A 21,336-nucleotide genomic window follows, 5' to 3' on the forward strand; every position below is an offset into this window, starting at 1 on the left:
TTATGTGATATCCTCCGCGGATGCATGATTTAGGTCCTTCCAAGCAGACTTGATTCGCAATCCGCTAAACGGTCAGGCCGTGGCGCGGAAGGTTGAGTAACCCGCTATTTTTCGAGAAACTCGAAGAAAGGTGAGCGTAAATGTCGGAAACGATGAAGCAATTTCAGCTGAACTCCTATCTGTTCGGCGGCAATGCTCCGTATGTCGAAGAGCTATACGAAGCATATCTTGACAACCCTGCGTCCGTTCCGGACACCTGGCGCGAGTACTTCGACGCACTGCAAAACGTGCCGTCGTCGAGCGGCACCACGGACAACGACATCGCCCATGGGCCGATCGTCGAGTCGTTTGCCCAGCGCGCCAAGGCCAACGCGTTCATTCCGCGCGGAGGCGGCGAAGACCTCGCCACGGCACGCAAGCAGGTTTACGTTCAGTCCCTCATCGGTGCTTATCGATTCCTTGGCTCGCAATGGGCCAACCTCGATCCGCTGAAGCGCCGCGAGCGCCCGAATATCCCCGAGCTCGAGCCCGCGTTCTACGACTTCACCGAAGCCGACATGGACGAGACGTTCAGCGCCACGAACCTGTATTTCGGGTTCGAGCGTGCGTCGCTGCGCGAGATCGTCAAGGCGTTGCGCGACACGTACTGCGGCACGATCGGCGCCGAGTACATGTACATCAGCGATCCTGAGCAAAAGCGCTGGTGGAAGGAGCGTCTTGAGTCGATTCGCTCGACGCCCAATTTCTCCAACGACAAGAAGAAGCACATCCTTCAGCGCCTCACGGCCGCCGAAGGCCTCGAGCGCTTCCTGCACACCAAGTACGTCGGTCAGAAGCGCTTCTCGCTCGAAGGCGGCGAGTCCTTCATCGCCGCGATGGATGAAGTCGTTCGTCACGCGGGCGCCAAGGGCGTGCAAGAAATCGTGATCGGCATGGCCCACCGCGGCCGCCTGAACGTGCTCGTGAACACGCTTGGCAAGATGCCGTCGGACCTGTTCGCCGAATTCGAAGGCAAGCACGTCGACGATCTGCCGGCCGGCGACGTGAAGTACCACAAGGGCTTCTCGTCGGACATCGCGACCGAAGGCGGTCCGGTGCACCTGTCGCTCGCGTTCAACCCGTCGCACCTCGAAATCGTCAACCCGGTGGTCGAAGGTTCGGCCAAGGCGCGTATGGATCGCCGCGGCGACGCCGACGGCCTGCAAGTGCTGCCGGTGCAGATCCACGGCGACGCGGCCTTCGCGGGCCAGGGCGTCGTGATGGAAACGCTGAACCTCGCGCAAACGCGCGGTTACGGCACGCACGGCACGCTGCACATCGTCATCAACAACCAGATCGGCTTCACGACCTCGGACCCGCGCGACGCGCGTTCGACGCTCTACTGTACCGATGTGGTCAAGATGATCGAGGCGCCGGTGCTGCACGTGAACGGCGACGATCCGGAAGCGGTCGTGCTGGCCATCCAGCTCGCGGTCGAGTTCCGCACGCAGTTCCACAAGGATGTCGTGGTCGACATCATCTGCTTCCGCAAGCTCGGCCACAACGAGCAGGACACCCCGGCGGTCACGCAGCCGCTCATGTACAAGACCATCGCGAAGCACCCGGGCACCCGTGCGCTGTACGCCGAGAAGCTCGTGCAGCAAGGCGTGATCACGGCCGAGGACGGCGACAACTACGTCAAGGCCTACCGTGCCGCGATGGACGAAGGTCACCACACGGTCGACCCGGTGCTCTCGAACTACAAGAGCAAGTACGCGGTGGACTGGGTGCCGTTCCTGAACCGCAAGTGGACCGACGCAGCGGACACGGCCGTGCCGCTCGCGGAACTCAAGCGTCTCGCCGAGCGCATCACCACGATCCCCGAGAACTTCAAGGTTCACCCGCTGGTCGAGCGCGTCATTAACGACCGCCGCGCGATGGGCAAGGGCGAAGCGAAGCTCGACTGGGGCATGGGCGAGCACCTCGCGTTCGCGTCGCTGGTCGCTTCGGGCTACGCCGTGCGTCTCACGGGCCAGGACTCGGGCCGCGGCACGTTCACCCACCGTCACGCCGTTCTGCACGATCAGAACCGCGAGCGCTGGAACGACGGCACGTACATCCCGCTGCAGAACATCGGCGAGAACCAGGCAAGCTTCACGGTGATCGACTCGGTGCTCTCCGAAGAAGCGGTGCTCGGCTTCGAGTACGGCTATTCGACGGCTGAGCCGAACACGCTGGTTGCGTGGGAAGGCCAGTTCGGCGACTTCGTGAACGGAGCGCAAGTCGTGATCGACCAGTTCATCTCGTCGGGCGAAGTGAAGTGGGGCCGCGTCTCGGGTCTCACGATGCTGCTGCCGCACGGCTACGAAGGCCAGGGTCCGGAGCACTCGTCGGCGCGTATCGAGCGTTTCCTGCAGATGTGCGCCGAGCACAACATGCAGGTCGTTCAGCCGACCACGCCGGCACAGATCTTCCACGTGCTGCGCCGCCAGATGATCCGCTTGTTCCGCAAGCCGCTCATCATCTTCACGCCGAAGTCGCTGCTGCGTCACAAGGAAGCCGTGTCGGACCTGTCGGAGCTCGCGAAGGGCACGTTCCAGCCGGTCATCGGTGAAGTGGACGAGGCTATCGACGCGAAGAAGGTCAAGCGCGTGGTCGCGTGCTCGGGCCGCGTGTACTACGACCTCGTCGCGCATCGCCGCGAATCGAAGTCGAACGACGTCGCGATCATCCGTATCGAGCAGCTCTATCCGTTCGCGCACAAGCAGTTCGAAGCCGAGCTGAAGAAGTACGACAACGCGACCGAAGTGGTCTGGGTGCAGGACGAGCCGCAGAATCAGGGCCCGTGGTTCTACATCGAGCACCACCTGAAGGAAGGCATGAAGGAAGGCATGAAGCTCGCGTACAGCGGCCGTCCCGCTTCCGCCTCGCCGGCCGTCGGCTACTACGCGAAGCACTACGAGCAGCAGAAGTCGCTGATCGAAGGTGCGTTCGGCCGCCTGAAGGGCGCGCAGCTCGCGAAGTAAGCACACATAGAGCGAATCGAACCGGGAAAGCGCGATTTATGGATCACGCGCTTTCCCGCGCTCACGTGCGCGACCCGGTTCGTCATACGGGGAAAGTCCCCGGACAAGTATTCAGGAAAATCACATGGCTATCGTTGAAGTCAAGGTCCCCCAGTTTTCGGAGTCGGTTTCCGAAGGCACCATGCTGCAGTGGAAGAAGAAGCCGGGCGAAGCTATTGCCCAGGACGAAGTCCTCATCGAGATCGAAACCGATAAGGTCGTGCTCGAAGTGCCCGCGCCGGCTGCCGGCGTGCTGGCCGAGATCGTGGTGGGTGACGGCGCAACCGTCACGAGCGAATTGGTGATCGCGAAGATCGACACGGAAGCCAAGGCGGGCGCCGCTGCGGCTCCGGCCGCTGCTGCAGCACCTGCCGCGGCTCCCGCAGCAGCACCGGCTGCCGCCGCTGCCGCTTCGACGGCCAGCAGCACCGTGGCCTCGCCCGCAGCGTCGAAGCTGATGGCCGAGCAGGGCCTCTCGGGCGGCGATGTCGCCGGCACCGGCCGTGACGGCCGCATCACGAAGCAGGACGTGCTCGGCGCGGGCGCGCCGAAGGCCGCTCCCGCCGCTGCGCCGGCTGCCCGTCCCGCCGCTGCCGCAAAGCCCTCGCTGCCGCAAGTCAACGCGCCGGCATCGGCCGCCAACTGGCTCAACAACCGCCCGGAACAGCGCGTGCCGATGTCGCGTCTGCGTGCGCGTATCGCCGAGCGTCTGCTCGAGTCGCAGCAAACCAACGCCATCCTCACGACGTTCAACGAAGTGAACATGGCGCCGGTCATGGATCTGCGCAACAAGTACAAGGACAAGTTCGAGAAGGAACACGGCGTGAAGCTCGGCTTCATGTCGTTCTTCGTGAAGGCGGCAGTCCATGCGCTGAAGAAGTTCCCGCTCGTGAACGCGTCGATCGACGGCAACGACATCGTCTACCACGGCTACTTCGACATCGGTATCGCTGTCGGCTCGCCGCGCGGTCTGGTGGTGCCCATCCTGCGCAACGCAGACCAGATGAGCCTCGCCGACATCGAGAAGAAGATCGCTGAATTTGGCCAGAAGGCCAAGGACGGCAAGCTCTCGATCGAGGAAATGACGGGCGGTACGTTCTCGATCTCGAACGGCGGCGTGTTCGGCTCGATGCTCTCGACCCCGATCATCAACCCGCCGCAGTCGGCGATCCTCGGCGTGCACGCCACCAAGGAGCGTGCGGTGGTGGAGAACGGCCAGATCGTGATCCGCCCGATGAACTACCTCGCGATGTCGTACGACCACCGCATCATCGACGGCCGCGAAGCCGTGCTGTCGCTGGTCGCGATGAAGGACGCGCTGGAAGATCCGGCCCGCCTGCTGCTCGACCTGTAAAACGCGTTGTAGCGCGGGGCTGGGCTCAGGTCCACCCGCGCATCCAGTCTCACACTGAGCGCCGTGCGCGCGGATTTCGGAAACCGGAGTCCGCGCGCCGCGCTCACGTATCGAAAGGATGACCATGTCCAAAGAATTTGACGTCGTCGTGATCGGCGCCGGCCCCGGCGGCTATATCGCGGCGATCCGCGCCGCGCAGCTCGGCAAGTCGGTTGCGTGTATCGAAAAGTGGAAGAACCCGGCCGGCGCGCTGAAGCTCGGCGGGACCTGCCTGAACGTGGGCTGTATTCCGTCGAAGGCGCTGCTCGCCTCGTCGGAAGAGTTCGAGAACGCCCAGCATCACCTCGTCGATCACGGCATCAGCGTGGGCGACGTGAAGATCGACGTCGCGAAGATGCTCGAGCGCAAGGACGGCATCGTCGAGAAGATGACCAAGGGCATCGAGTTCCTGTTCCGCAAGAACAAGATCACGTGGCTCAAGGGCCACGGCAAGTTCACCGGCAAGAATGAAGCCGGCGTGCAGATCGAAGTGTCGGGCGAAGGCGAAACCGAAGTCGTTACGGCGAAGAACGTCATCATCGCGACGGGCTCGAAGGCGCGCCATCTGCCGGGCATGCCGGTCGACAACAAGATCATCGCCGACAACGAAGGCGCGCTTACGTTCGACGCCGTGCCGAAGAAGCTGGCCGTGATCGGCGCAGGCGTGATCGGTCTGGAGCTCGGCTCGGTGTGGCGCCGTCTCGGCGCGGACGTCACGATCCTCGAAGCACTGCCGGAATTCCTTGGCGCTGCCGATCAATCGCTTTCGAAGGAAGCCGCGAAGCTCTTCAAGAAGCAGGGTCTCGACATTCATGTCGGCGTGAAGGTGGGCGAAGTGAAGGCCACCGACAAGAACGTCACGATCAACTACACGGACAAGGACGGCAACGCGCAAGTGCTCGAAGCCGACCGCCTGATCGTGTCGGTTGGCCGCGTGCCGAACACCGACAACCTCGGTCTCGAAGCGATCGGCCTGAAGGCCAACGAGCGCGGCTTCATCGACGTGGACAACCACTGCGCGACGAGCGTGCCGAACGTGTACGCGATCGGCGACGTGGTGCGCGGCCCGATGCTCGCGCACAAGGCCGAAGACGAAGGCGTGCTGGTGGCCGAGATCATCGACGGCCAGAAGCCGCACATCGACTACAACTGCATTCCGTGGGTGATCTACACCGAGCCGGAAATCGCGTGGGTCGGCAAGACGGAGCAGCAACTCAAGGCCGAAGGCCGCGACATCAAGACGGGCCAGTTCCCGTTCATGGCGAACGGCCGCGCGCTCGGCATCAACAAGGCCGACGGCTTTGTGAAGATGATCGCCGACGCGAAGACCGACGAGCTGCTTGGCGTGCACATCATCTCGGCGAACGCATCGGACCTGATCGCGGAAGCCGTGGTGGCGATGGAATTCAAGGCTGCCGCCGAAGACCTCGGCCGCATCTGCCATCCGCACCCGTCGCTGTCCGAAGTCATGCGCGAAGCGGCGCTCGCCACCGACAAGCGCGCGCTGAACATGTAATGCGCAAGGGCAGGGTAGCGGGTCTTCTCCCAGGAGACAGGACTCTGCCTCGCAGTACCATGCATTAGTACAGAGGCGGGTGGGCTCAGGCTCTCCCGCCTCTTTTTGTTTGCGGTCCAGAAAAATGAACGTCACCGAATACTACGAAAACGAACTGCAGAAGCGGGGCTATAAACCCGATGTGGCCCAGCGCACCGCCATCGACCGGCTGCAGCGGTGCTACGACGAGTGGGTCGCTTACAAGGGACGCCGCTCGAATGCGTTCTGGAAGCTCATCAACCACCCGGACCTGCCGCGCGGCGTTTATATGTGGGGTGGCGTAGGCCGCGGCAAGAGTTTCTTGATGGACAGCTTTTATGCGGTCGCGCCGCTGCAACGCAAGACGCGCCTGCATTTTCATGAATTCATGCGCGAAGTGCACCGCGAGCTTGAAGAGCTCAAGGGCCAGGCCGATCCGCTCGACGAACTCGCGCGCCGCATCGCGAAGCGCTATCGCCTGATTTGCTTCGACGAATTCCACGTCTCGGACATCGCCGACGCGATGATCCTTTATCGCCTTCTGGATGGTCTGTTCAAGAATGGCGTGCAGTTCGTGATGACGTCCAACTACGATCCCGATTTGCTCTATCCCGATGGCCTGCATCGCGACCGCATGCTGCCCGCCATCGAACTCATCAAGGAAAAGTTGGATGTCCTGAATGTCGATGCCGGCATCGACTATCGCCAGCGCACGCTTGCACAGGTCGAGGTCTACCACACGCCGCTCGGCGCGGCTGCGGACAAGGCGTTGCGCCACTCGTTCGTGGAGCTTGCCGCCGTGCCGGACGAAAGCCCGCTGCTGCGCATTGAGAAGCGCGAACTCAAGGCGTTGCGCAAGGCGGATGGTGTTGTGTGGTTCGATTTCGCCACGCTGTGCGGCGGCCCGCGTTCGCAGAACGACTATCTGGAACTCGCGAGCCGCTTTCACGCCGTGATTCTCTCTGACGTGCCGCAGATGACGCCGCGCATGCAGTCCGAAGCGCGCCGCTTCACCTGGCTCATCGACGTGTTCTACGACCACAAGGTGAAGCTGCTGATGTCGGCAGCGGTGCCGCCTGAGCAGCTCTACGTGGAAGGCCTGATGGCCAACGAGTTCACGCGCACGGTTTCGCGCATCGTCGAGATGCAGTCGAAGGAGTATCTGGAAACGCCGCGCCGCATCGTCGATACGACGCTTACATAAGCAGTGGGGTCTGTCGCCCCGGAAAATTGCGCTACTGCATTGGAAAAACAGGCGCGGATCCGCTTTTTCAAGATTCGGACTCGTCTGATAGGGGCCGCAAGGTCAAGTCGATATCTTTAGTCAGGACAGGTTCTGACAAAGGAGTAGACCATGACCCCCCATCGCGATATTACCGAGGAAGAATGGCAGCGCGTGATGCCGCTGCTGCCAGAACTGCGCCCGCGCTCGGAAATGCGCGGCCGTCCGCTTGCCAACACCCGTTCGGTGCTCAACGGCGTTTTGTGGGTCATGTATAGCGGCGCTACGTGGTCGGCCATGCCCCGCCGCTATCCGTCCTATCAAACCTGCCACCGCCGCTTTAAAGCCTGGCATGACGAAGGGGTTCTCAAGCGCGTGATGGCCGAGCTTTTCGGCGAAGAGGGCATCGCGCTGTGCGACACGATCGAATCGCGCATGCGCAAGCATCTGAGCCGTGCCGAAAAAGCCGCTGCACGCGTTCAGGAAGGCATGCCCGGTTTGCCGCCCACCACGCGCCATTCGCCGTTCAGCCCGGCTACGCCCGGCGTGCCGCAGCCGTTTAGTTATCGGTCGGTGTATCGGCACACGGCTTGATCGCGCCTGATCGAATAGGGCGCGTTGTGCGTTTCATGCGCATATGAAATACTCGGAAGGCCGCCTCGTTGCAAGGCGGCCTTCGCGTTTTTGAGCGCTCGTGTGAGCTTTTTGGATTACTGCTGACGTACCCAGGTCTGCGAGCGGCCCAGCAGCGAAATGCCCAGATAACCGCGCACCACCAACTTCTGGCCGCCGTCTTCGGTGTGGATCTTGCAGCGGTACACCTTGCCGTTCTCGGGGTCGAGAATGTGTCCGCCGTCCCATTCGCTGCCGGCCTGCTTCATGCCGTCGATGATCGTCATGCCCAGAATCAGCTGGTCCTTGCGTGAGTCGGTGCATGCCGTGCAGCGGCGGTCCGGTTGGTCGTTCGCGCGCAGTCCCTTGATGATCTTGCCGGTTAGGCCGCCGCTACCGTCTTCGCTGATCTGCACAAGTGCCTTGGGCTGCCCGCTGTGATCGTCGATCGTTTGCCAGACGCCGACGGGCGAATTCGATTGTGCATGAGCGGCGATCACGCCGCCAAGCAGCGCGCCGGCCAGCACGATTCGACGCGCCGCGCGAGCGGCGAACGCATTGCCGCGGGTGTTGAACTGAAACATGTGTCTTCCTCCACTGATGATTATCGGTATGTGTGCGTAAAACCGCCTCGATCCGGGTTGCGTGGCGGGGCGTTATGGCAAACGCGCGCGGCGGTCAGCGCAGGATACGCGAAAGCGCTTCGCGCGTTTGCGAGGAGAAACTCTAGTCGGCGGGCACGGGCGCCTTCTCTGGTGCGTTAATTTGCGCCAGAAAATTGAGCGGGTTGCCACCCTGCAAACTCCCCACCGATACCGGACGATTCTGCTGAGCGACCGCGATCCATGTGAAGCGTGCGCTCTCGATTACCCTCGCCGTGGCGAGCACGGCCCATTGTGTGCCTTTCATTGAACGACCTCTCGACTTGTCGGGCGGCACACGCTGGTTGCTTCGGTTCTCCGGCGTGGTCGTCTCTATGTGCCGCTTTGGTGGCAGTCTTTATGTGCGCCTCCCCGATTGCCTGCGTTTAGTTCCTGCGTACTCGCTACTAGCTGATGCCGTGCTGCCAGGCTTTGCGTGACGCGGCATTCCTCTCCAAACGCCGCTTCATGCATCGCATGTCTTGCATGACAATGGTTGTGCGCACAACAAAAACTTGTGCAGCGTGCCGCGCAGCAATCCGCCGATGTGCCTGTCACGCATCGGCTTGCCGTGATCGAGCTGATCGTGCCGTCGATCGAGGAGCGCGGTCCGGTGGACAAGATCGCGCTCTTCAAGGCGTTCGTGGCGTCGGTGGTGGGCGGCGAGTGGCTCGGGGCGCTGCCGGAGCTGCCTGACTGACTGGCCAACTCAGTGGCGGCGATGCGCTTTCCGGGCAACGTGCGCGAGCTGCGCAACCTGGCCGAACGGGTCGGCGTGACCGTGCGGCAGATGGGCAGCTGGGACGCATCGCGCCTGCGGCGGCTCCTTGCGGGGTCGGGCGGTGTGCAGCCAGCGCCGGTGGAGCCGGCGCAGGCGCCCATCGTCGATCGCAGCAAGGGGGACATGGCCGAGCGCAGCCGGTTGCGGACCACGCTCGATGCGAACGGCTGGCGTCGCAAGGACACGGGCCAATATCTGGGAATCAGCCGCAAAGTGTTGTGGGAAGAGATCCTCAAATACCAAATTTTCGACGAGGAGCCCGTAACCGGCGAAAGTGAGTAATAATTGTGCGTTTTTGTAAAATCATACAAAAGAACTGTACAAAACAGGGGCTTCATGAACGACAAGTGGAGAGTTCGACAGCTTGCGCTTGCCGCGCTGATGCTGCTTGGGGGACTGGAAGCCGGCTGCGCGCAAATGCAACCGCAGGCTGCGCAACCGGCCGGGCAGTCGACGGTCAACGTGGCCGCGAACATGGCTGCCCAGGATCCGGCAACCACGGCGGTGCAGCCGCAGGTGGCGCCGGGCGCGCAGCCGTTGCCCGGTGCGCCTGTCGCGCTGACGCAGGAAGAGGCGCAGCAAAACGCCGCAGGCAATGTGGCCGAGCTGCAGCAGATGATCCGCGGTTCCGATCTCAATGAATTGCGCACGACCTACAACGGCACTTACGGGACGAGTCTCCTGTTCTACGGCAAGGAGATGACCTATTACGTGACGCTGTTCCAGAACAAGACGTTCTGGCGCGTGATCAAGACCAGCGACGAGACGCGCGCCGAGGCGATCTACCGCGATTTCGTGCAGAAGACGTTGCAGTTGTCGGACGTCGAGATCCGCCGCACGCGCCTCGAGGCGCAAAAGGTGTACACGGCCCGCATGCTCGCGTTGACGCAAGATCACGCCAATCGCCTGCAGGCCGATCTCGCGATCGCGCGTCAACAGCAGTCCATTGTTGCGGATCAGCAGAAGCAGGCGCGCATCCAGGCCAATGCGCTTCAGGTCGAGAAGGCGGCTGCGCAGGATCAACTGCGTGCGGCCCAGCGCCAGGTGCAGGAACTGCAACGCGAGGTCGAGGGCGGCTTGCCGGTCCGGTAATCGGTTGCAGGCACGAGGGATGGGAGACGAAGGCGGGCGTCCATGACGCGCCGCCTTCGTTGTTTCTGGGGGCGATGTTTCGCGAAAACCTGACGAATTCCTGGTGGGCGATGGCGGACCGTGCAACGGAGCCATAACCCATACGGATCGCCTGGGGCGCCGATGCGCGCCTCAATGCTTGCCGTGACGATGATGCTTGGTACGGCCTTTGCCGGTGTCGTCGGCGGGCTTCGGTCTGGAGGGGGGAGGATCGACCGCGATGGGATCGCTCGCCGGGAAAGTCTCCTCGAGCGCTTCGTCGAGCGCGTCTTCTTGCGAGGGCTGAGGAGACTTCGGTTTGGATGCACTCATGGCGTTCTCCTGGCGAAGAGAGTCACCTTCAGAATAACGCAAAGACGAAGATCACAAGTACATGGCCAGATCCCGCGCGCTTGCGCTTCGTGAGATCGGCCGTTGCTGAAAAAGCGCGCGCGGCACGCACGCGCATGGCTCAGCTGTTGTTCGAGCCTTCGCCGCCGTTGCCACCGTTGTTCACGGTGCCGTAGAGCCGGCGGCGGCGCGTGACGACCACTGGGCCGTCCTGGGCGGGGCGCTCGGACGAACCCGGCGAAGTGGATGAGCCCGGCGCCGACCAGGATTCGCGCGGTTCGCGATCCCTCGGTTCGCGCGATTCGCGTGGCTCGCGCGAACCATGACCGCCGTGGCCACCGTAGTTGCCATGCGGGCCACGGCTCGTGTGCTCGCCGTGCGAGGGGCGCGGCGTGCGCGGACCCGGGCGCGTGCCCGTGTCGAGCTGGATGGTGGAGATGGCGCGTTTGTAGATGCCTTGCAGGCCGACAGGCGTGCGCAGCATCACCAGGTACTGATCGAACGACTCGATGCATCCGGTCAGACGAATGCCGTTGACCAGATAGATTTCGACGCGCTTGCGCTCTTTGCGCGCGGCGTTCATGAAGTCGTTTTGCGGGTGCGATTCTGCGGAAGGCATGGACGAATTTTGACTAGGCGGCGCAATGCCGCAATTCATTTGGAAACGTTTGCTCGCCGGAATTCTACCTTGCGCCGGCCAAGCGCGCGTGCGTTGACATACTTTATTGCAGAACTATACCGGCTCGCGGCCGCAATGGCGGAATTGCAGGGCTGACACGCTGTATGTCCGCAAAGATCCACAAAAGCGGGTCTCGAACTATCAGACGCGGCCGCGGCGCATACGTTCATAGCGTAGTGCAAAGCGCGGGCGAATGTGTCACGGATTTCGCTGCCTTTGCGCACGAGCGCATCTGACCTTTCCAGCACCTTACTGAATGGCGATTTTCCGGACTCCCGCGTGTGCGTTCCGTGCGGCGACGCACGCGCGCGGCAAGTGCGCCATCATGAGCCGGGAATAAGACGCTGGCGTGCTACGTTTATCAGTTGTCGACGCCGACGGTTCGAGATGAGCGCAATGAGCCGCGCACGACGTTCACCCTGCGCAGGAGATGACCATGAAGCGGTTTCGCATTGTTTTTGCCTGTCTTCTCTGTCTGACGATGGCTGCGGTCTCGGGTTCGGTTACCGCGTGCGGCGACATGAATTCAGGCGGCGGCAGCTCGACGAGCAGTTCGGGCGGTTCATCGGGCGGCGGCGGTTACTGATTTACCGTTAGCCACGCCACCGGGTCCCGCGCGCCATGCTGCGTCGCCCGTCTGCGGAGTTCGAAGCGCAAGTGGTCGCGCAGCTCGCGCCCATGCGTCGTTATGCCCGTGCGCTCACCGGCGACGCCGCGTGGGCCGACGATCTCGTGCAGGACGCCGCGGAGCGGGCGCTTTCGCGCGCCGCGTCGTTTCGGCCGGACAGCAACCTGCGCGCCTGGCTGCTGACGATCCTGCGCCACATTTACATTGACCAGTTGCGAGGGCGGCGCGAGATTGCGGTAGACGATGAAAGTGCGCCCTGGCGCACGCTGGAAGCGCCGCACGGCGAAGTCGACGGCCTCGTGCTGCGCGATCTGCAGCGCGCGCTCTATCAGCTTCCCGCCGCGCAGCGCGAGGTGCTGCTGCTGGTGTGCGTGGAGGAGTTGAGCTACCAGGAGGCGTCGACGGTGCTCGGCGTACCGGCGGGCACCGTGATGTCGCGGCTTTCGCGTGCGCGCGAGCATTTGCGCGCATTGCTCGACAGGGGACCGGTGCAGGATCCGGCGCGGCATGTCGTGCCGCTTAGGGTGGTGGGGACCACACGATGAACGACGACGAACTCGAACGCGAGCGCGCGAACTCAGCACCAGCGGCTTCGCCCGATGGCGGTGCGCTGCATGGCTCGATGCCGCCTCCGGTCCATCCGCTTGATTCGGACTCCGACATGGATCTTGCCGCGCTGGGCGCCTGGCTCGACGACGAACTGCCCGCCGACGCGCGCGTGACCGTGCAGGCGCGGCTGGCGACCGACGAGCATGCCGCGCAGCGCGTGGCGGCCTGGCGCGCACAGAAGGCCGCGTTGCAAACGCTGTGCGGTGCCGGCGACGAAGCCGCCGCGCCGGCATACCTGGTGCTGAGGCGGCGCGATCCGTGGTGGCGGCGCGCGGGCCTCGCGGCGGCTTGGGCTGTCGCGGGTGCGGGCTTCGCGGTGGCGGCGGGCGCACTGATGCCGCAGTGGTTCCCCAATGGCTCGTGGGGCGAGGGAGAGACGGCGGGCGTGACGAGCGTGGCGGACTTGGGGCAGGCCCCTGCATCATTGGCGCGCGACGCGGAAGGCTTCGCGCGACGCGCCGACATTGCCTATGCCGTGTACTCGCCGGAAGTGCGTCATCCGGTGGAGGTGGGCGCGGCGGACGAGGCCCACCTCGTCGCGTGGCTTTCGAAGCGGCTAGGCAAGCCGCTCGCCATTCCGCCGCTCGGCGAATACGGTTATGCGCTCGTCGGCGGCCGTCTCTTGCCGGGCGCGGCCGGGCCGGCGGCGCAGTTCATGTATCAGAACCACGCCGGGGCGCGGCTCACGCTCTACGTGAGCGCATCGGGCCGCGATCGCGATGCCGTGCATCTACTGAGCGACGGCAGCCGCCGCACCTTCTACTGGAGCACCGGCGGCATGGGCTATGCACTGTCCGGTCCGGCCACCGAGGCTCGCTTGCGCACGATCGCCTATGAGGTGTGCGGCGCGCTCGGCGGCACGCCGGCGCAATGGTGACAGGCGCGCGATGGCGTCGCACAGATCCGAGTCGGCTCGCGTGTTGCCGCCCGGCATGAGCGCGGCGCGCTTTGCGCGCTCGCTCGCTGCGTTCGAAGCCATCGTGGGCGCGCCCAACGTTTGCCGCGGGGGCGCGGCACTCGCGCCGTATTTCGATCCGTTCGCGCCCATTGAGGATGCGTCGTCGTTTGCGCCCTCGGCGGCGCTCCTGCCGGCCGACGTCGACGAGATTCGCGCGATCCTGCGCGTCGCCAACGCGGCGCGCGTGCCACTCTGGACCGTCTCCACGGGCCGCAACTTCGCATACGGCGGCGCGGCCCCGCGCCTCGCGGGATCGGTCGTGCTGGACTTGCAGCGCCTGAACCGCGTGCTCGACGTAGACGAGCGGCTCGCGTGGGCGCTCGTCGAGCCCGGCGTGAGCTACTTCGACCTCCATGCGCATCTGCGCGAACACGGCTTGAAGCTATGGGTCGATCCGCCGGCGGCGGGATGGGGCAGCGTGATCGGCAATACGCTCGAGCGCGGCTTCGGCTACACCGCATATGGCGATCATGCAGCGGCGCAGTGCGGCATGGAAATCGTGCTCGCCAACGGCGACATCGTGCGCACCGGCATGGGCGCGATCGGGACGGGCACGGCCTGGCAGCTCTACAAGCCGGGCTACGGGCCATCGTTCGACGCGCTCTTCACGCAATCGAATTACGGCATCGTCACGAAGATGGGGCTCTGGCTGATGCCGGCGCCGCCCGCTTATGTGATCGGCGAAATCCAGTTTGCGCGCGAGGACGATCTGGGCGCCATCGTCGATACGCTGCGCGCGTTGCAACTGGGCGGCACGATTGCGCAGCATGCGGTGATCGAAGGCGCGATCCGCCGCGCCGCCAGCATTGCGCCGCGCTCGCGCTGGTACGCGGGCGACGGGCCGATGCCCGAAGCGGCCGTTGCAGCCATGCAGCGCGACCTCGATATCGGCCGCTGGAATCTGCATTACGCACTCTACGGCGAGCCCGATGTGATCGAGTTGCAGCGCCGCCAGGTCGAGCGCGCGTTCGCAGTGGTGCCGCACGCGCGTGCGTTCGCGAAACGCTATGCGGGCAGCGAGGAGCCGCAGGGCGGCGGTGAGCGCAACATGGCCGGTATTCCATCGATGAGCGCGTTTCGCATGCTCGACTGGCCGGGCGGAGAAGGCGCGCACGTGGACTTCTCGCCGCTGTGTCCCGCCGATGGCCGCGACGCGCTGCGCCAGTACGCGCTCGTCAAAGCGCGCGCGGCGGAATACGGCTTCGATTACTACGGCGGCTTCACGGCAGCGGGGCGCTGTTTGCATCATGTGTTCGCGGCGATCTTCGCGCGCGAGCGGCGCGAGGATGCCGCGCGTGCAGGCGACCTGCTGCGCGCGCTGATGAGCGATGCACGCGCGGCAGGCTATGGCGTGTACCGCTCGCATCTGCTCTACATGGATTACGCGGCGGCGCAGTACGACTTCAACGATGGCGCGCTGCTGCGGCTCGCGCAGACGGTGAAGGATGCGCTCGATCCGCAGGGCGTGCTGGCGCCAGGCAAGCAGGGAGTGTGGCCGGCCGCGTGGCGCGCGATGCGCGGCTATACGTGAGGCGTTCATCCGCATCACAGAACTGGGGGCGACGCGATGAACCGGCGGACCTTTCTTCATGCAGCGAGTGGCGCGTTTGCGGCGGCCTGCACGGTGACGCTTGCGTGGCGGCCTGGCGCGCCGCCGGTGCGCGTGGCGATCTACGACCCGGCGCTGGAACAGGGCAGGGCGCTCGCGGGCAAAGCGGCGCGAATGCGCGTGCCGGCGTTCGCACTCGGCGCGCAATGCGCGGACGACATCGGCACGCTGTGGCACGCGCAGCTTGCGCGCCGCCTCGAAACCCGCGCTGTAGCGCCCGCCGTCGCCCTCTGTGCGCTGCGTGGCTCCGACCGCTTCGTGCTGGAGCGTCTCGCGGCCCCGCGCGGCTGCATCGTGCTACGGGCTTAACCCGCGCCCGGCTTGGCGATTTTGGCGATCTCTTCGTCGCGCAATTCGCGCCGCAGAATCTTGCCGATAGTGTTTTGCGGCAGCGATGCGCGAAATTCGACGAGACGCGGCACCTTGTAGCCCGTGAGCTGCTGGCGGCAGAACTGGATCAGCGCGTCCTCGGTGAGCGCGGGGTCGCGGCGCACGACGAACACCTTCACGCGCTCGCCCTGCACGGGGTCCGGCACGCCGATGGCCGCGACTTCGCGCACACCCGGATGCAGCGCGATCACATCCTCGATTTCGTTCGGGTACACGTTGAAGCCCGAGACGAGAATCATGTCCTTCTTGCGGTCGATGAGCTGGATATAGCCGCGCGCATCCATGACGCCGATGTCGCCGGTCGCGAACCACCCGTCATTGACGAAGCTGCGCGCCGTTTCGTCAGGACGCATCCAGTAGCCCTTCATGACCTGCGGGCCTTTTACGCATAGCTCGCCCGGCTCGCCGAGGTTCGCCCACGTGCCGTCGTCACGGCGAAAACGCACCTGCGTGGACGGTGCGGGAAGCCCGATCGATCCTTCGAAATCCTGAAGATTGGCAGGATTCATCGCCACGATGGGTGAGCACTCGGTGAGCCCGTAGCCATCGACGATCGGCTTGCCGGTGACCGCCTTGAAGCGTTCGGCGACGGCCCGCTGCGTAGCCATGCCGCCGCCCATCGCTAGCTTGAGGCCCGAAAAATCGCGCTGGCGGAATGCTTCGTTTTCGAGGAACGCGTTGTAGAGCGTGTTGACCGCGCTGATGCAGCTGAACGTTTCGTGACGCAGAATTTTCATCACCCGGGGCATGTCACGCGGATTCGCGATCAGGATGTTGCGCCCGCCAATCGCCATGAAGCACAGTGCGTTCACGGCGAGCGAATAGATGTGATAGAGCGGCAGCGGCGTGAGAATGGTTTCGCGCTCGTTTTCGAGCTGCCCGGCGATCCACGCTTTCGCCTGCAGTACGTTTGCGACGACCGTGCCATGCGTGAGCATCGCGCCTTTGGCTATGCCCGTGGTGCCGCCCGTGTATTGCAGGAAGGCAAGGTCGTCGCGCTGCGGCGCCACCGGTGCGCGCGGCGCATGCGCACCCTCGGCGAGTGCGTCGAGCAGGCGCACCGTGCGCACGCTGGGCGGCAGCCGGTACGCGGGCACGAGTTTCTTCACGTGGCGCAGCATGAAGTTGATGAAGCGGCCCTTGAGGTTGAGGCCTGCGCCCAGCAGATCGCCCAGTTGCGTGAGGACGACGCGCTCGATGCGCGTGCCGGGTAACGCGGTTTCCAGCGTCTTCGCGAAGCTCTCGAACACGACGATGGTTTGCGCGCCGCTGTCCTTCAACTGGTGCGCGAGTTCGCGCGCCGTGTAGAGCGGATTGACGTTCACGACGACCGCCCCGGCCTTGAACGCGCCGAATAGCGCGACCGGGTACTGGAGCGTATTGGGCAGCATGATGGCGACGCGCTCGCCGGGCTGCACGCCCACGCCCTGCAGCCATGAGCCGAACGCGGCGGCCTTGCGGGCGAGTGCGCCATAGGTCATCGGCGAACCGGCGCTCACGTAGGCCACGTTGTCGCGAAAGCGCGCGGTGCAGTCGTCGAAGAAATGAGCGAGCGAGGCGTATTGCGTCACGTCGACTTCGTGCGGGACACCCGGCGGATACGAGGCGTACCAGACGCCATCCGTTTCCGGTGGCGCCGGGTCTGCCGGGTTTGTGTCGGGTTGAGCCAGTGGCGGCGGTGGCGTCTCGCTCATTGTCGTGCTCCGGGCGTGGCGTGGTCTCCCGCCATCTTGCACTATCTCGCGCCGGGCCGCGCGCCGCATCAACCGGTCATCTGCTTGGCGGCCTGCGTCATGTCGATGCCGCGCCGCTCGCGGCTGAACGGGATCAGCACGGCGATCACGACGGCCACCGTGCCCGCGACGATCGCCATCGCCATGCCGTAGTTCTGGCCGTGCGTGACGGCGAGCGAGGCCTGCATCGTGGCGTTCACGGAAGCCAGCAGATTGCCGAGCTGGTAGACGAGGCCGGGGAAGGTTGCGCGCACTTCGTCGGGCGAGATTTCATTGAGGTGTACCGGAATCACCCCCCACGCACCTTGCACGGAAATCTGCATGAGGAACGCGCCGAGCGCGAGCAGCATCGCGCCCGATGAGAACGCCCAGAGCGGCAGCACCGGCAGCGCGATCAGCGCCGAAATGAAAATGGTCTTGCGGCGGCCGATTTTTTCCGAAAGCGAGCCGAAGAAAATGCCCCCGACGATCGCGCCGATATTCAGCGTGATGGTGATGAGCGAAACCGTATGCGGATCGAAGTGATGCTGCTCGCGCAGGAAGGTCGGATAGAGGTCCTGCGTGCCGTGCGAGAAGAAGTTGAACGCCGTCATCAGCACGATCGCGTAGATCGAGAGGCCGAGGTTGTGCTTGAGCGTGGAGAGCAGGCTCGGGCGTGCGCGCTTTTCCATCTCTTTCCAGGCCGGCGACTCGGGCACGTGCGCGCGCACATAGAGCACGAGCAGCGCGGGCAGCACGCCGACGAAGAACATGCCGCGCCAGCCGATGTACTGATAGAGCACGCCGAATACGATCGAGGCGAGCAGATAGCCGCTCGGGTAACCGGCCTGCAGGAGGCCCGAGACGATGCCGCGCGCCTTCGGCGGGATGGTCTCCATGGTGAGCGCGGAGCCCACGCCCCATTCGCCGCCCATCGCCACGCCAAAGAGCGCGCGCAGAACGATGAACGTCGTGAGGTTGGGCGAGAAGCCAGTGAGCAGTTCGAGCAGCGAATAGCACGCGATATTGACCATCAGCGTGGGGCGGCGGCCGAATTTGTCGGCGAGTCGGCCGAAGATCAAGGCGCCTAACGGGCGCATGGCCAGCGTGATCGTAATGGCAAATGCAACGGCGGGGATTTGGGTATTGAATTCAGTGGCGATATCTTTCAGAACGAACACCATTAGAAAGAAATCGAATGCGTCGAGTGTCCACCCCAAATACGCTGCGATGGTGACGTTCTTCTGCTCTCGCGTCCAGCTCATGGCGTTGTTCTCCTCATGTGGCCGCGCTTGTCCCTGTTTTCCGGCATTGCGCGCATGGCGTGCTCGGCCCCGCGTGGCGAGCTCCGTACGAGTGTACGCTGCGCATTAAACATTTGCAGGAATGTCCCGCGCAACCGGGACAAATCCCTGGAGAATCGGTTTATCGGGCCTTATCGATCGAAAGGTTATTGTTTTAATAGTAAATAAAACGTAATTTATTTGAATTAAAAATCGAATGCCTGGCGAATGAAGCGTGCGCGGTATTTCCGGGAATTATCTGCAATTCTGATTGAATGCGAAGGTGCTGAAACTCAACGTTGCATCAGCCATTCGGCGGCGCGGGATACGACATCGTCCCAGTCGCCGATGGTGGTCTGGCGCAGCACGTGAGCGTCGCGCATCCAGGGCGAACGCGTGCCGGCCGCGCCCCAGCGCCACTCGCCGGCCGGATTGACGAGCACGGCAGTGGGCTTGCCGCTCATGATCGCGAGATTGGCGACGCCCGAGTCGACGCTGATCACCGCGTCCAGTTGTTCGATGCACGCAGCAGTGTCGCCAAACGTCATGATGCCCGGCGCGTAGTGGGCGATGTTGCCGCGCGGCGAGCCGCCCAACATCTCCGCCGCGGGGTGATGGAGGCTGACGAAATGGACGTGAGCGCAGAGCGCCGGGTTCGTGGTGAGACGCTCGAGCGCCGCGAGCGGCAAGGAGCGCAGGCCGGCCCAACTGCGCTCCTTGCTGCGCATGTTGCGGTTATGGCGCTGCGCACAATCCCAGAACATGCCAACCAGCGCCTTGCCAGGGTGCTGGGCGCGCAACGTCTGCGCCCAGCTTGCCGCCTGGTCGCGCGCGAGTTTCGGCGCGCGTATCCAGGCTGCGAACCAGGGATCGGGGCGCGGCTGGAGGCGGGACGCGAGCATCGGCAGATGCAGTAGCGTGGCTTGCATCGTCGGTGCGAATGCCTCGACGGCGGGCAGCGTTTCTGCGTCCAATGGCGAGCGCTGGGCGAGCGGGCGGCGCGCGGCCACTACATGGCAGTCGGGCAGCGACGCTTCCACGACGCGGTAGATCGGCTCGTCGCAGGTCACCATGATCTCCGCCCCGGCCGCGCGCCAATGCGCGATGCTGCCGAACATCATGAACTGATCGCCGTAGCCCATCTGGTGCGTGACCAGCACGCGTTCGCCGCGCAGGTCACATTGTCCGTCCCACATCGGCACCGTGCCGTAGCGGTAGTTGCCGCTGTCACCGCGATTGCGCCAGACCCAGTGCGCGAAGCCGCGCGCGTCTCCCGCGCTGAGCAGCGCCTCGGCCAGCCATTTGCGCGCCCGCAGCTTGTCGGGATCGAGGTCGTCGGTCGAGCCATTTACCACGTGCTCCAGCAGCGCGATGGCGCGTGCGGTGTCGCCGCTCAGGTAAAGGTCGCGGCCGAGCCTTGCCTGATAGAACAGTGGCGACCAGTCGAGCGCCGCGAAATCGATCCACGTTTGCGCCGCTTGCGCATGCTGGCCCAGCAGGCGCAGCGCGCGGGCGCGCGCGTGAACGAAACTGCGGTTGTGCGGGTCGAGCATCAGGCCCTTTTCGGCCCAAGGCAGTATGTGCTCGTCGCGCTTCACGCCGACGAGCGCTTCGCAAATCTGGATCAGTAGCGCAGGGTCGGAGGGGCAGTGGGCGTGCGCGACGAATGCTTGCAAGAGTCGCTGTTCCGGATCAATGGTCATTGCTGGGGTGTCAGGAATATTTATCGGAGAAATCCTATTGAGGGGTATGGCCGGTCGATATCGGAGGCTTCTTAAAATGAGCGTCGCCGCTGCGCGCCATCTGCCGTCGGTGCAGCTTTGCTGCGCAGGTGCAAGCCATCGAGCACAATGAACGACCGTGCTTTTCCTGATTCCGGTGAATGGACAGATTCACTAGAATCGGTTTGATCCCCCGCGTATTCCGTCATGCGGAACGGGGCCAGTAGATATCAAGGAGACGCAAGCATGCAGGTCAGGGAAATGTTCGAATTGGGTGGACAGACGGCGCTTATCACGGGCGGCTCGCGCGGGCTCGGGCTGCAAATGGCCGAGGCGCTCGGCGAAATGGGCTGCCGTGTCGTCATTACGGCGCGCAAGGCCGACGAGCTTGCTGCGGCGGCGCAGCATCTGCAGGCGCGCGGCATCGAAGTCACGACGATCGTGAGCGACCTGCAGCGTGCCGAGGCCGTCAAGCCTCTAGTCGATGAAACGCTGGCGGCATGCGGTCGGATCGACATTCTCGTGAACAATGCGGGCGCGACGTGGGGCGCGCCGGCGGAGGACTATCCCGATGAGGCATGGCACAAGGTCATGAACCTCAACGTCAACGCGCCGTTTTTCCTCGCTCGCGAAGTGGGCAAGCGCAGCATGATTCCCGCGCAGCGCGGCAAGATCATCAATATTGCGTCGGTCGCGGGCTTGAAGGGATCGCTTGGCCACATGCAGGCCATCGCATACAACACCTCGAAGGCCGCAGCCATCAACTTCACGCGCGCGCTCGCCGCCGAGTGGGGCAAGTACAACATCAACGTGAACGCGATCTGCCCGGGCTTCTTCCCGTCGAAGATGACGGCGGGCCTGCTCGATACGGCCGGGCAAGCGGTGATCGATCGTACGCCGCTGCATCGCCTCGGCGACGAAAGCGATCTTAAGGGCGCGGTGGTGTTTCTCGCGAGCGCCGCGTCGCGTCATGTCACCGGCCAGCACCTGGCGATCGACGGCGGCGCGAGCATCGCCTGACGCCGCACGAATTGCACGCGTTCCACGAATTCCACCACG

19 protein-coding genes and 1 pseudogene are annotated in these 21,336 nt (G+C 64.1%); 13 read left to right on the forward strand and 7 right to left on the reverse strand.

Annotated elements, in window-relative coordinates; all coding sequences use genetic code 11:
* The first annotated feature begins 140 nt into the window (after positions 1-140).
* The 5 genes from HV773_RS03505 to HV773_RS03525 all read left to right on the forward strand — a co-directional run bounded on the left by HV773_RS03505 (position 141) and on the right by HV773_RS03525 (position 7,787).
* Positions 141-3,005, forward strand: a complete 2,865-nt coding sequence (locus HV773_RS03505; protein WP_129562227.1) for a 2-oxoglutarate dehydrogenase E1 component — start codon at positions 141-143, stop codon at positions 3,003-3,005.
* A 124-nt stretch (positions 3,006-3,129) separates the two neighbouring features.
* Positions 3,130-4,398 (forward strand): 2-oxoglutarate dehydrogenase complex dihydrolipoyllysine-residue succinyltransferase, encoded by a 1,269-nt coding sequence (gene odhB / locus HV773_RS03510; protein WP_129562226.1) that lies wholly within the window; start codon positions 3,130-3,132, stop codon positions 4,396-4,398.
* A 124-nt stretch (positions 4,399-4,522) separates the two neighbouring features.
* Entirely contained in the window at positions 4,523-5,953 is a 1,431-nt protein-coding gene (lpdA, locus tag HV773_RS03515) for a dihydrolipoyl dehydrogenase (RefSeq protein WP_129562225.1), read from the forward strand.
* A gap of 124 nt (positions 5,954-6,077) precedes the next feature.
* Positions 6,078-7,175, forward strand: a complete 1,098-nt coding sequence (zapE, locus tag HV773_RS03520) for a cell division protein ZapE (protein WP_175194205.1) — start codon at positions 6,078-6,080, stop codon at positions 7,173-7,175.
* Positions 7,176-7,325: 150 nt separating this feature from the next.
* Entirely contained in the window at positions 7,326-7,787 is a 462-nt protein-coding gene (locus tag HV773_RS03525; RefSeq protein ID WP_129562223.1) for a transposase, read from the forward strand.
* 116 nt (positions 7,788-7,903) lie between these two features.
* On the opposite strand, the gene HV773_RS03530 is transcribed toward HV773_RS03525, so the two are convergent.
* Entirely contained in the window at positions 7,904-8,389 is a 486-nt protein-coding gene (locus HV773_RS03530; protein ID WP_129562222.1) for a DUF2147 domain-containing protein, read from the reverse strand.
* Positions 8,390-8,531: 142 nt separating this feature from the next.
* Complete coding sequence (locus HV773_RS03535; protein WP_129562221.1) at positions 8,532-8,714, reverse strand: hypothetical protein; 183 nt, start codon at positions 8,712-8,714, stop codon at positions 8,532-8,534.
* A 291-nt stretch (positions 8,715-9,005) separates the two neighbouring features.
* Here HV773_RS03535 and HV773_RS03540 point away from each other — a divergent pair.
* Both HV773_RS03540 and HV773_RS03545 read left to right on the forward strand, forming a co-directional pair.
* Positions 9,006-9,509: pseudogene (locus HV773_RS03540) on the forward strand (helix-turn-helix domain-containing protein); the annotation flags it as partial.
* Between the two features lie 54 nt (positions 9,510-9,563).
* Positions 9,564-10,319 (forward strand): DUF2968 domain-containing protein, encoded by a 756-nt coding sequence (locus HV773_RS03545; protein ID WP_129562220.1) that lies wholly within the window; start codon positions 9,564-9,566, stop codon positions 10,317-10,319.
* A 171-nt stretch (positions 10,320-10,490) separates the two neighbouring features.
* Here the strand turns inward: HV773_RS03545 and HV773_RS03550 are convergent, their stop codons facing one another.
* Together HV773_RS03550 and hfq are read right to left on the reverse strand one after the other, a co-directional pair.
* On the reverse strand, positions 10,491-10,670 hold the full coding sequence (locus HV773_RS03550) for a hypothetical protein (RefSeq protein ID WP_129562219.1): 180 nt from the start codon (positions 10,668-10,670) through the stop codon (positions 10,491-10,493).
* 139 nt (positions 10,671-10,809) lie between these two features.
* Positions 10,810-11,307, reverse strand: a complete 498-nt coding sequence (gene hfq, locus HV773_RS03555) for an RNA chaperone Hfq (protein WP_129562218.1) — start codon at positions 11,305-11,307, stop codon at positions 10,810-10,812.
* A 496-nt stretch (positions 11,308-11,803) separates the two neighbouring features.
* On the opposite strand from hfq, the gene HV773_RS03560 reads away from it, so the two are divergent.
* The 5 genes from HV773_RS03560 (at position 11,804) to HV773_RS03580 (ending at position 15,480) form a co-directional block, all read left to right on the forward strand.
* Entirely contained in the window at positions 11,804-11,953 is a 150-nt protein-coding gene (locus tag HV773_RS03560; protein ID WP_160113453.1) for a hypothetical protein, read from the forward strand.
* A gap of 35 nt (positions 11,954-11,988) precedes the next feature.
* Entirely contained in the window at positions 11,989-12,540 is a 552-nt protein-coding gene (locus HV773_RS03565; RefSeq protein WP_129562217.1) for a sigma-70 family RNA polymerase sigma factor, read from the forward strand.
* Positions 12,541-12,617: 77 nt separating this feature from the next.
* The gene (locus tag HV773_RS03570; protein WP_129563344.1) at positions 12,618-13,481 is read left to right on the forward strand and encodes an anti-sigma factor family protein; all 864 of its coding nucleotides are present in this window, start codon (positions 12,618-12,620) and stop codon (positions 13,479-13,481) included.
* Between the two features lie 10 nt (positions 13,482-13,491).
* Positions 13,492-15,093: an FAD-binding oxidoreductase gene (locus tag HV773_RS03575; protein WP_129562216.1), complete on the forward strand. Its 1,602-nt coding sequence runs from the start codon at positions 13,492-13,494 to the stop codon at positions 15,091-15,093.
* Positions 15,094-15,129: 36 nt separating this feature from the next.
* On the forward strand, positions 15,130-15,480 hold the full coding sequence (locus tag HV773_RS03580) for a hypothetical protein (RefSeq protein ID WP_129562215.1): 351 nt from the start codon (positions 15,130-15,132) through the stop codon (positions 15,478-15,480).
* On the opposite strand, the gene HV773_RS03585 is transcribed toward HV773_RS03580, so the two are convergent.
* The 3 genes from HV773_RS03585 to HV773_RS03595 all read right to left on the reverse strand — a co-directional run bounded on the left by HV773_RS03585 (position 15,477) and on the right by HV773_RS03595 (position 20,232).
* The gene (locus HV773_RS03585; protein ID WP_129562214.1) at positions 15,477-17,255 is read right to left on the reverse strand and encodes an AMP-binding protein; all 1,779 of its coding nucleotides are present in this window, start codon (positions 17,253-17,255) and stop codon (positions 15,477-15,479) included. The genes HV773_RS03580 and HV773_RS03585 overlap by 4 nt on opposite strands.
* Positions 17,256-17,323: 68 nt before the next feature.
* A complete protein-coding gene (locus HV773_RS03590) occupies positions 17,324-18,538 on the reverse strand; it encodes an MFS transporter (RefSeq protein WP_129562213.1) in 1,215 nt (404 codons plus the stop codon).
* A gap of 311 nt (positions 18,539-18,849) precedes the next feature.
* Positions 18,850-20,232, reverse strand: coding sequence for a tetratricopeptide repeat protein (locus HV773_RS03595; RefSeq protein ID WP_129562212.1), 1,383 nt, complete (start codon positions 20,230-20,232; stop codon positions 18,850-18,852).
* 291 nt (positions 20,233-20,523) lie between these two features.
* Here HV773_RS03595 and HV773_RS03600 point away from each other — a divergent pair, with 291 nt between their 5' ends.
* Positions 20,524-21,297, forward strand: coding sequence for an SDR family oxidoreductase (locus HV773_RS03600; protein WP_129562211.1), 774 nt, complete (start codon positions 20,524-20,526; stop codon positions 21,295-21,297).
* Positions 21,298-21,336: the final 39 nt, after the last annotated feature.

Source organism: Paraburkholderia caffeinitolerans, from assembly GCF_902859945.1.
GTDB classification, from domain to species: Bacteria; Pseudomonadota; Gammaproteobacteria; order Burkholderiales; family Burkholderiaceae; genus Paraburkholderia; species Paraburkholderia caffeinitolerans.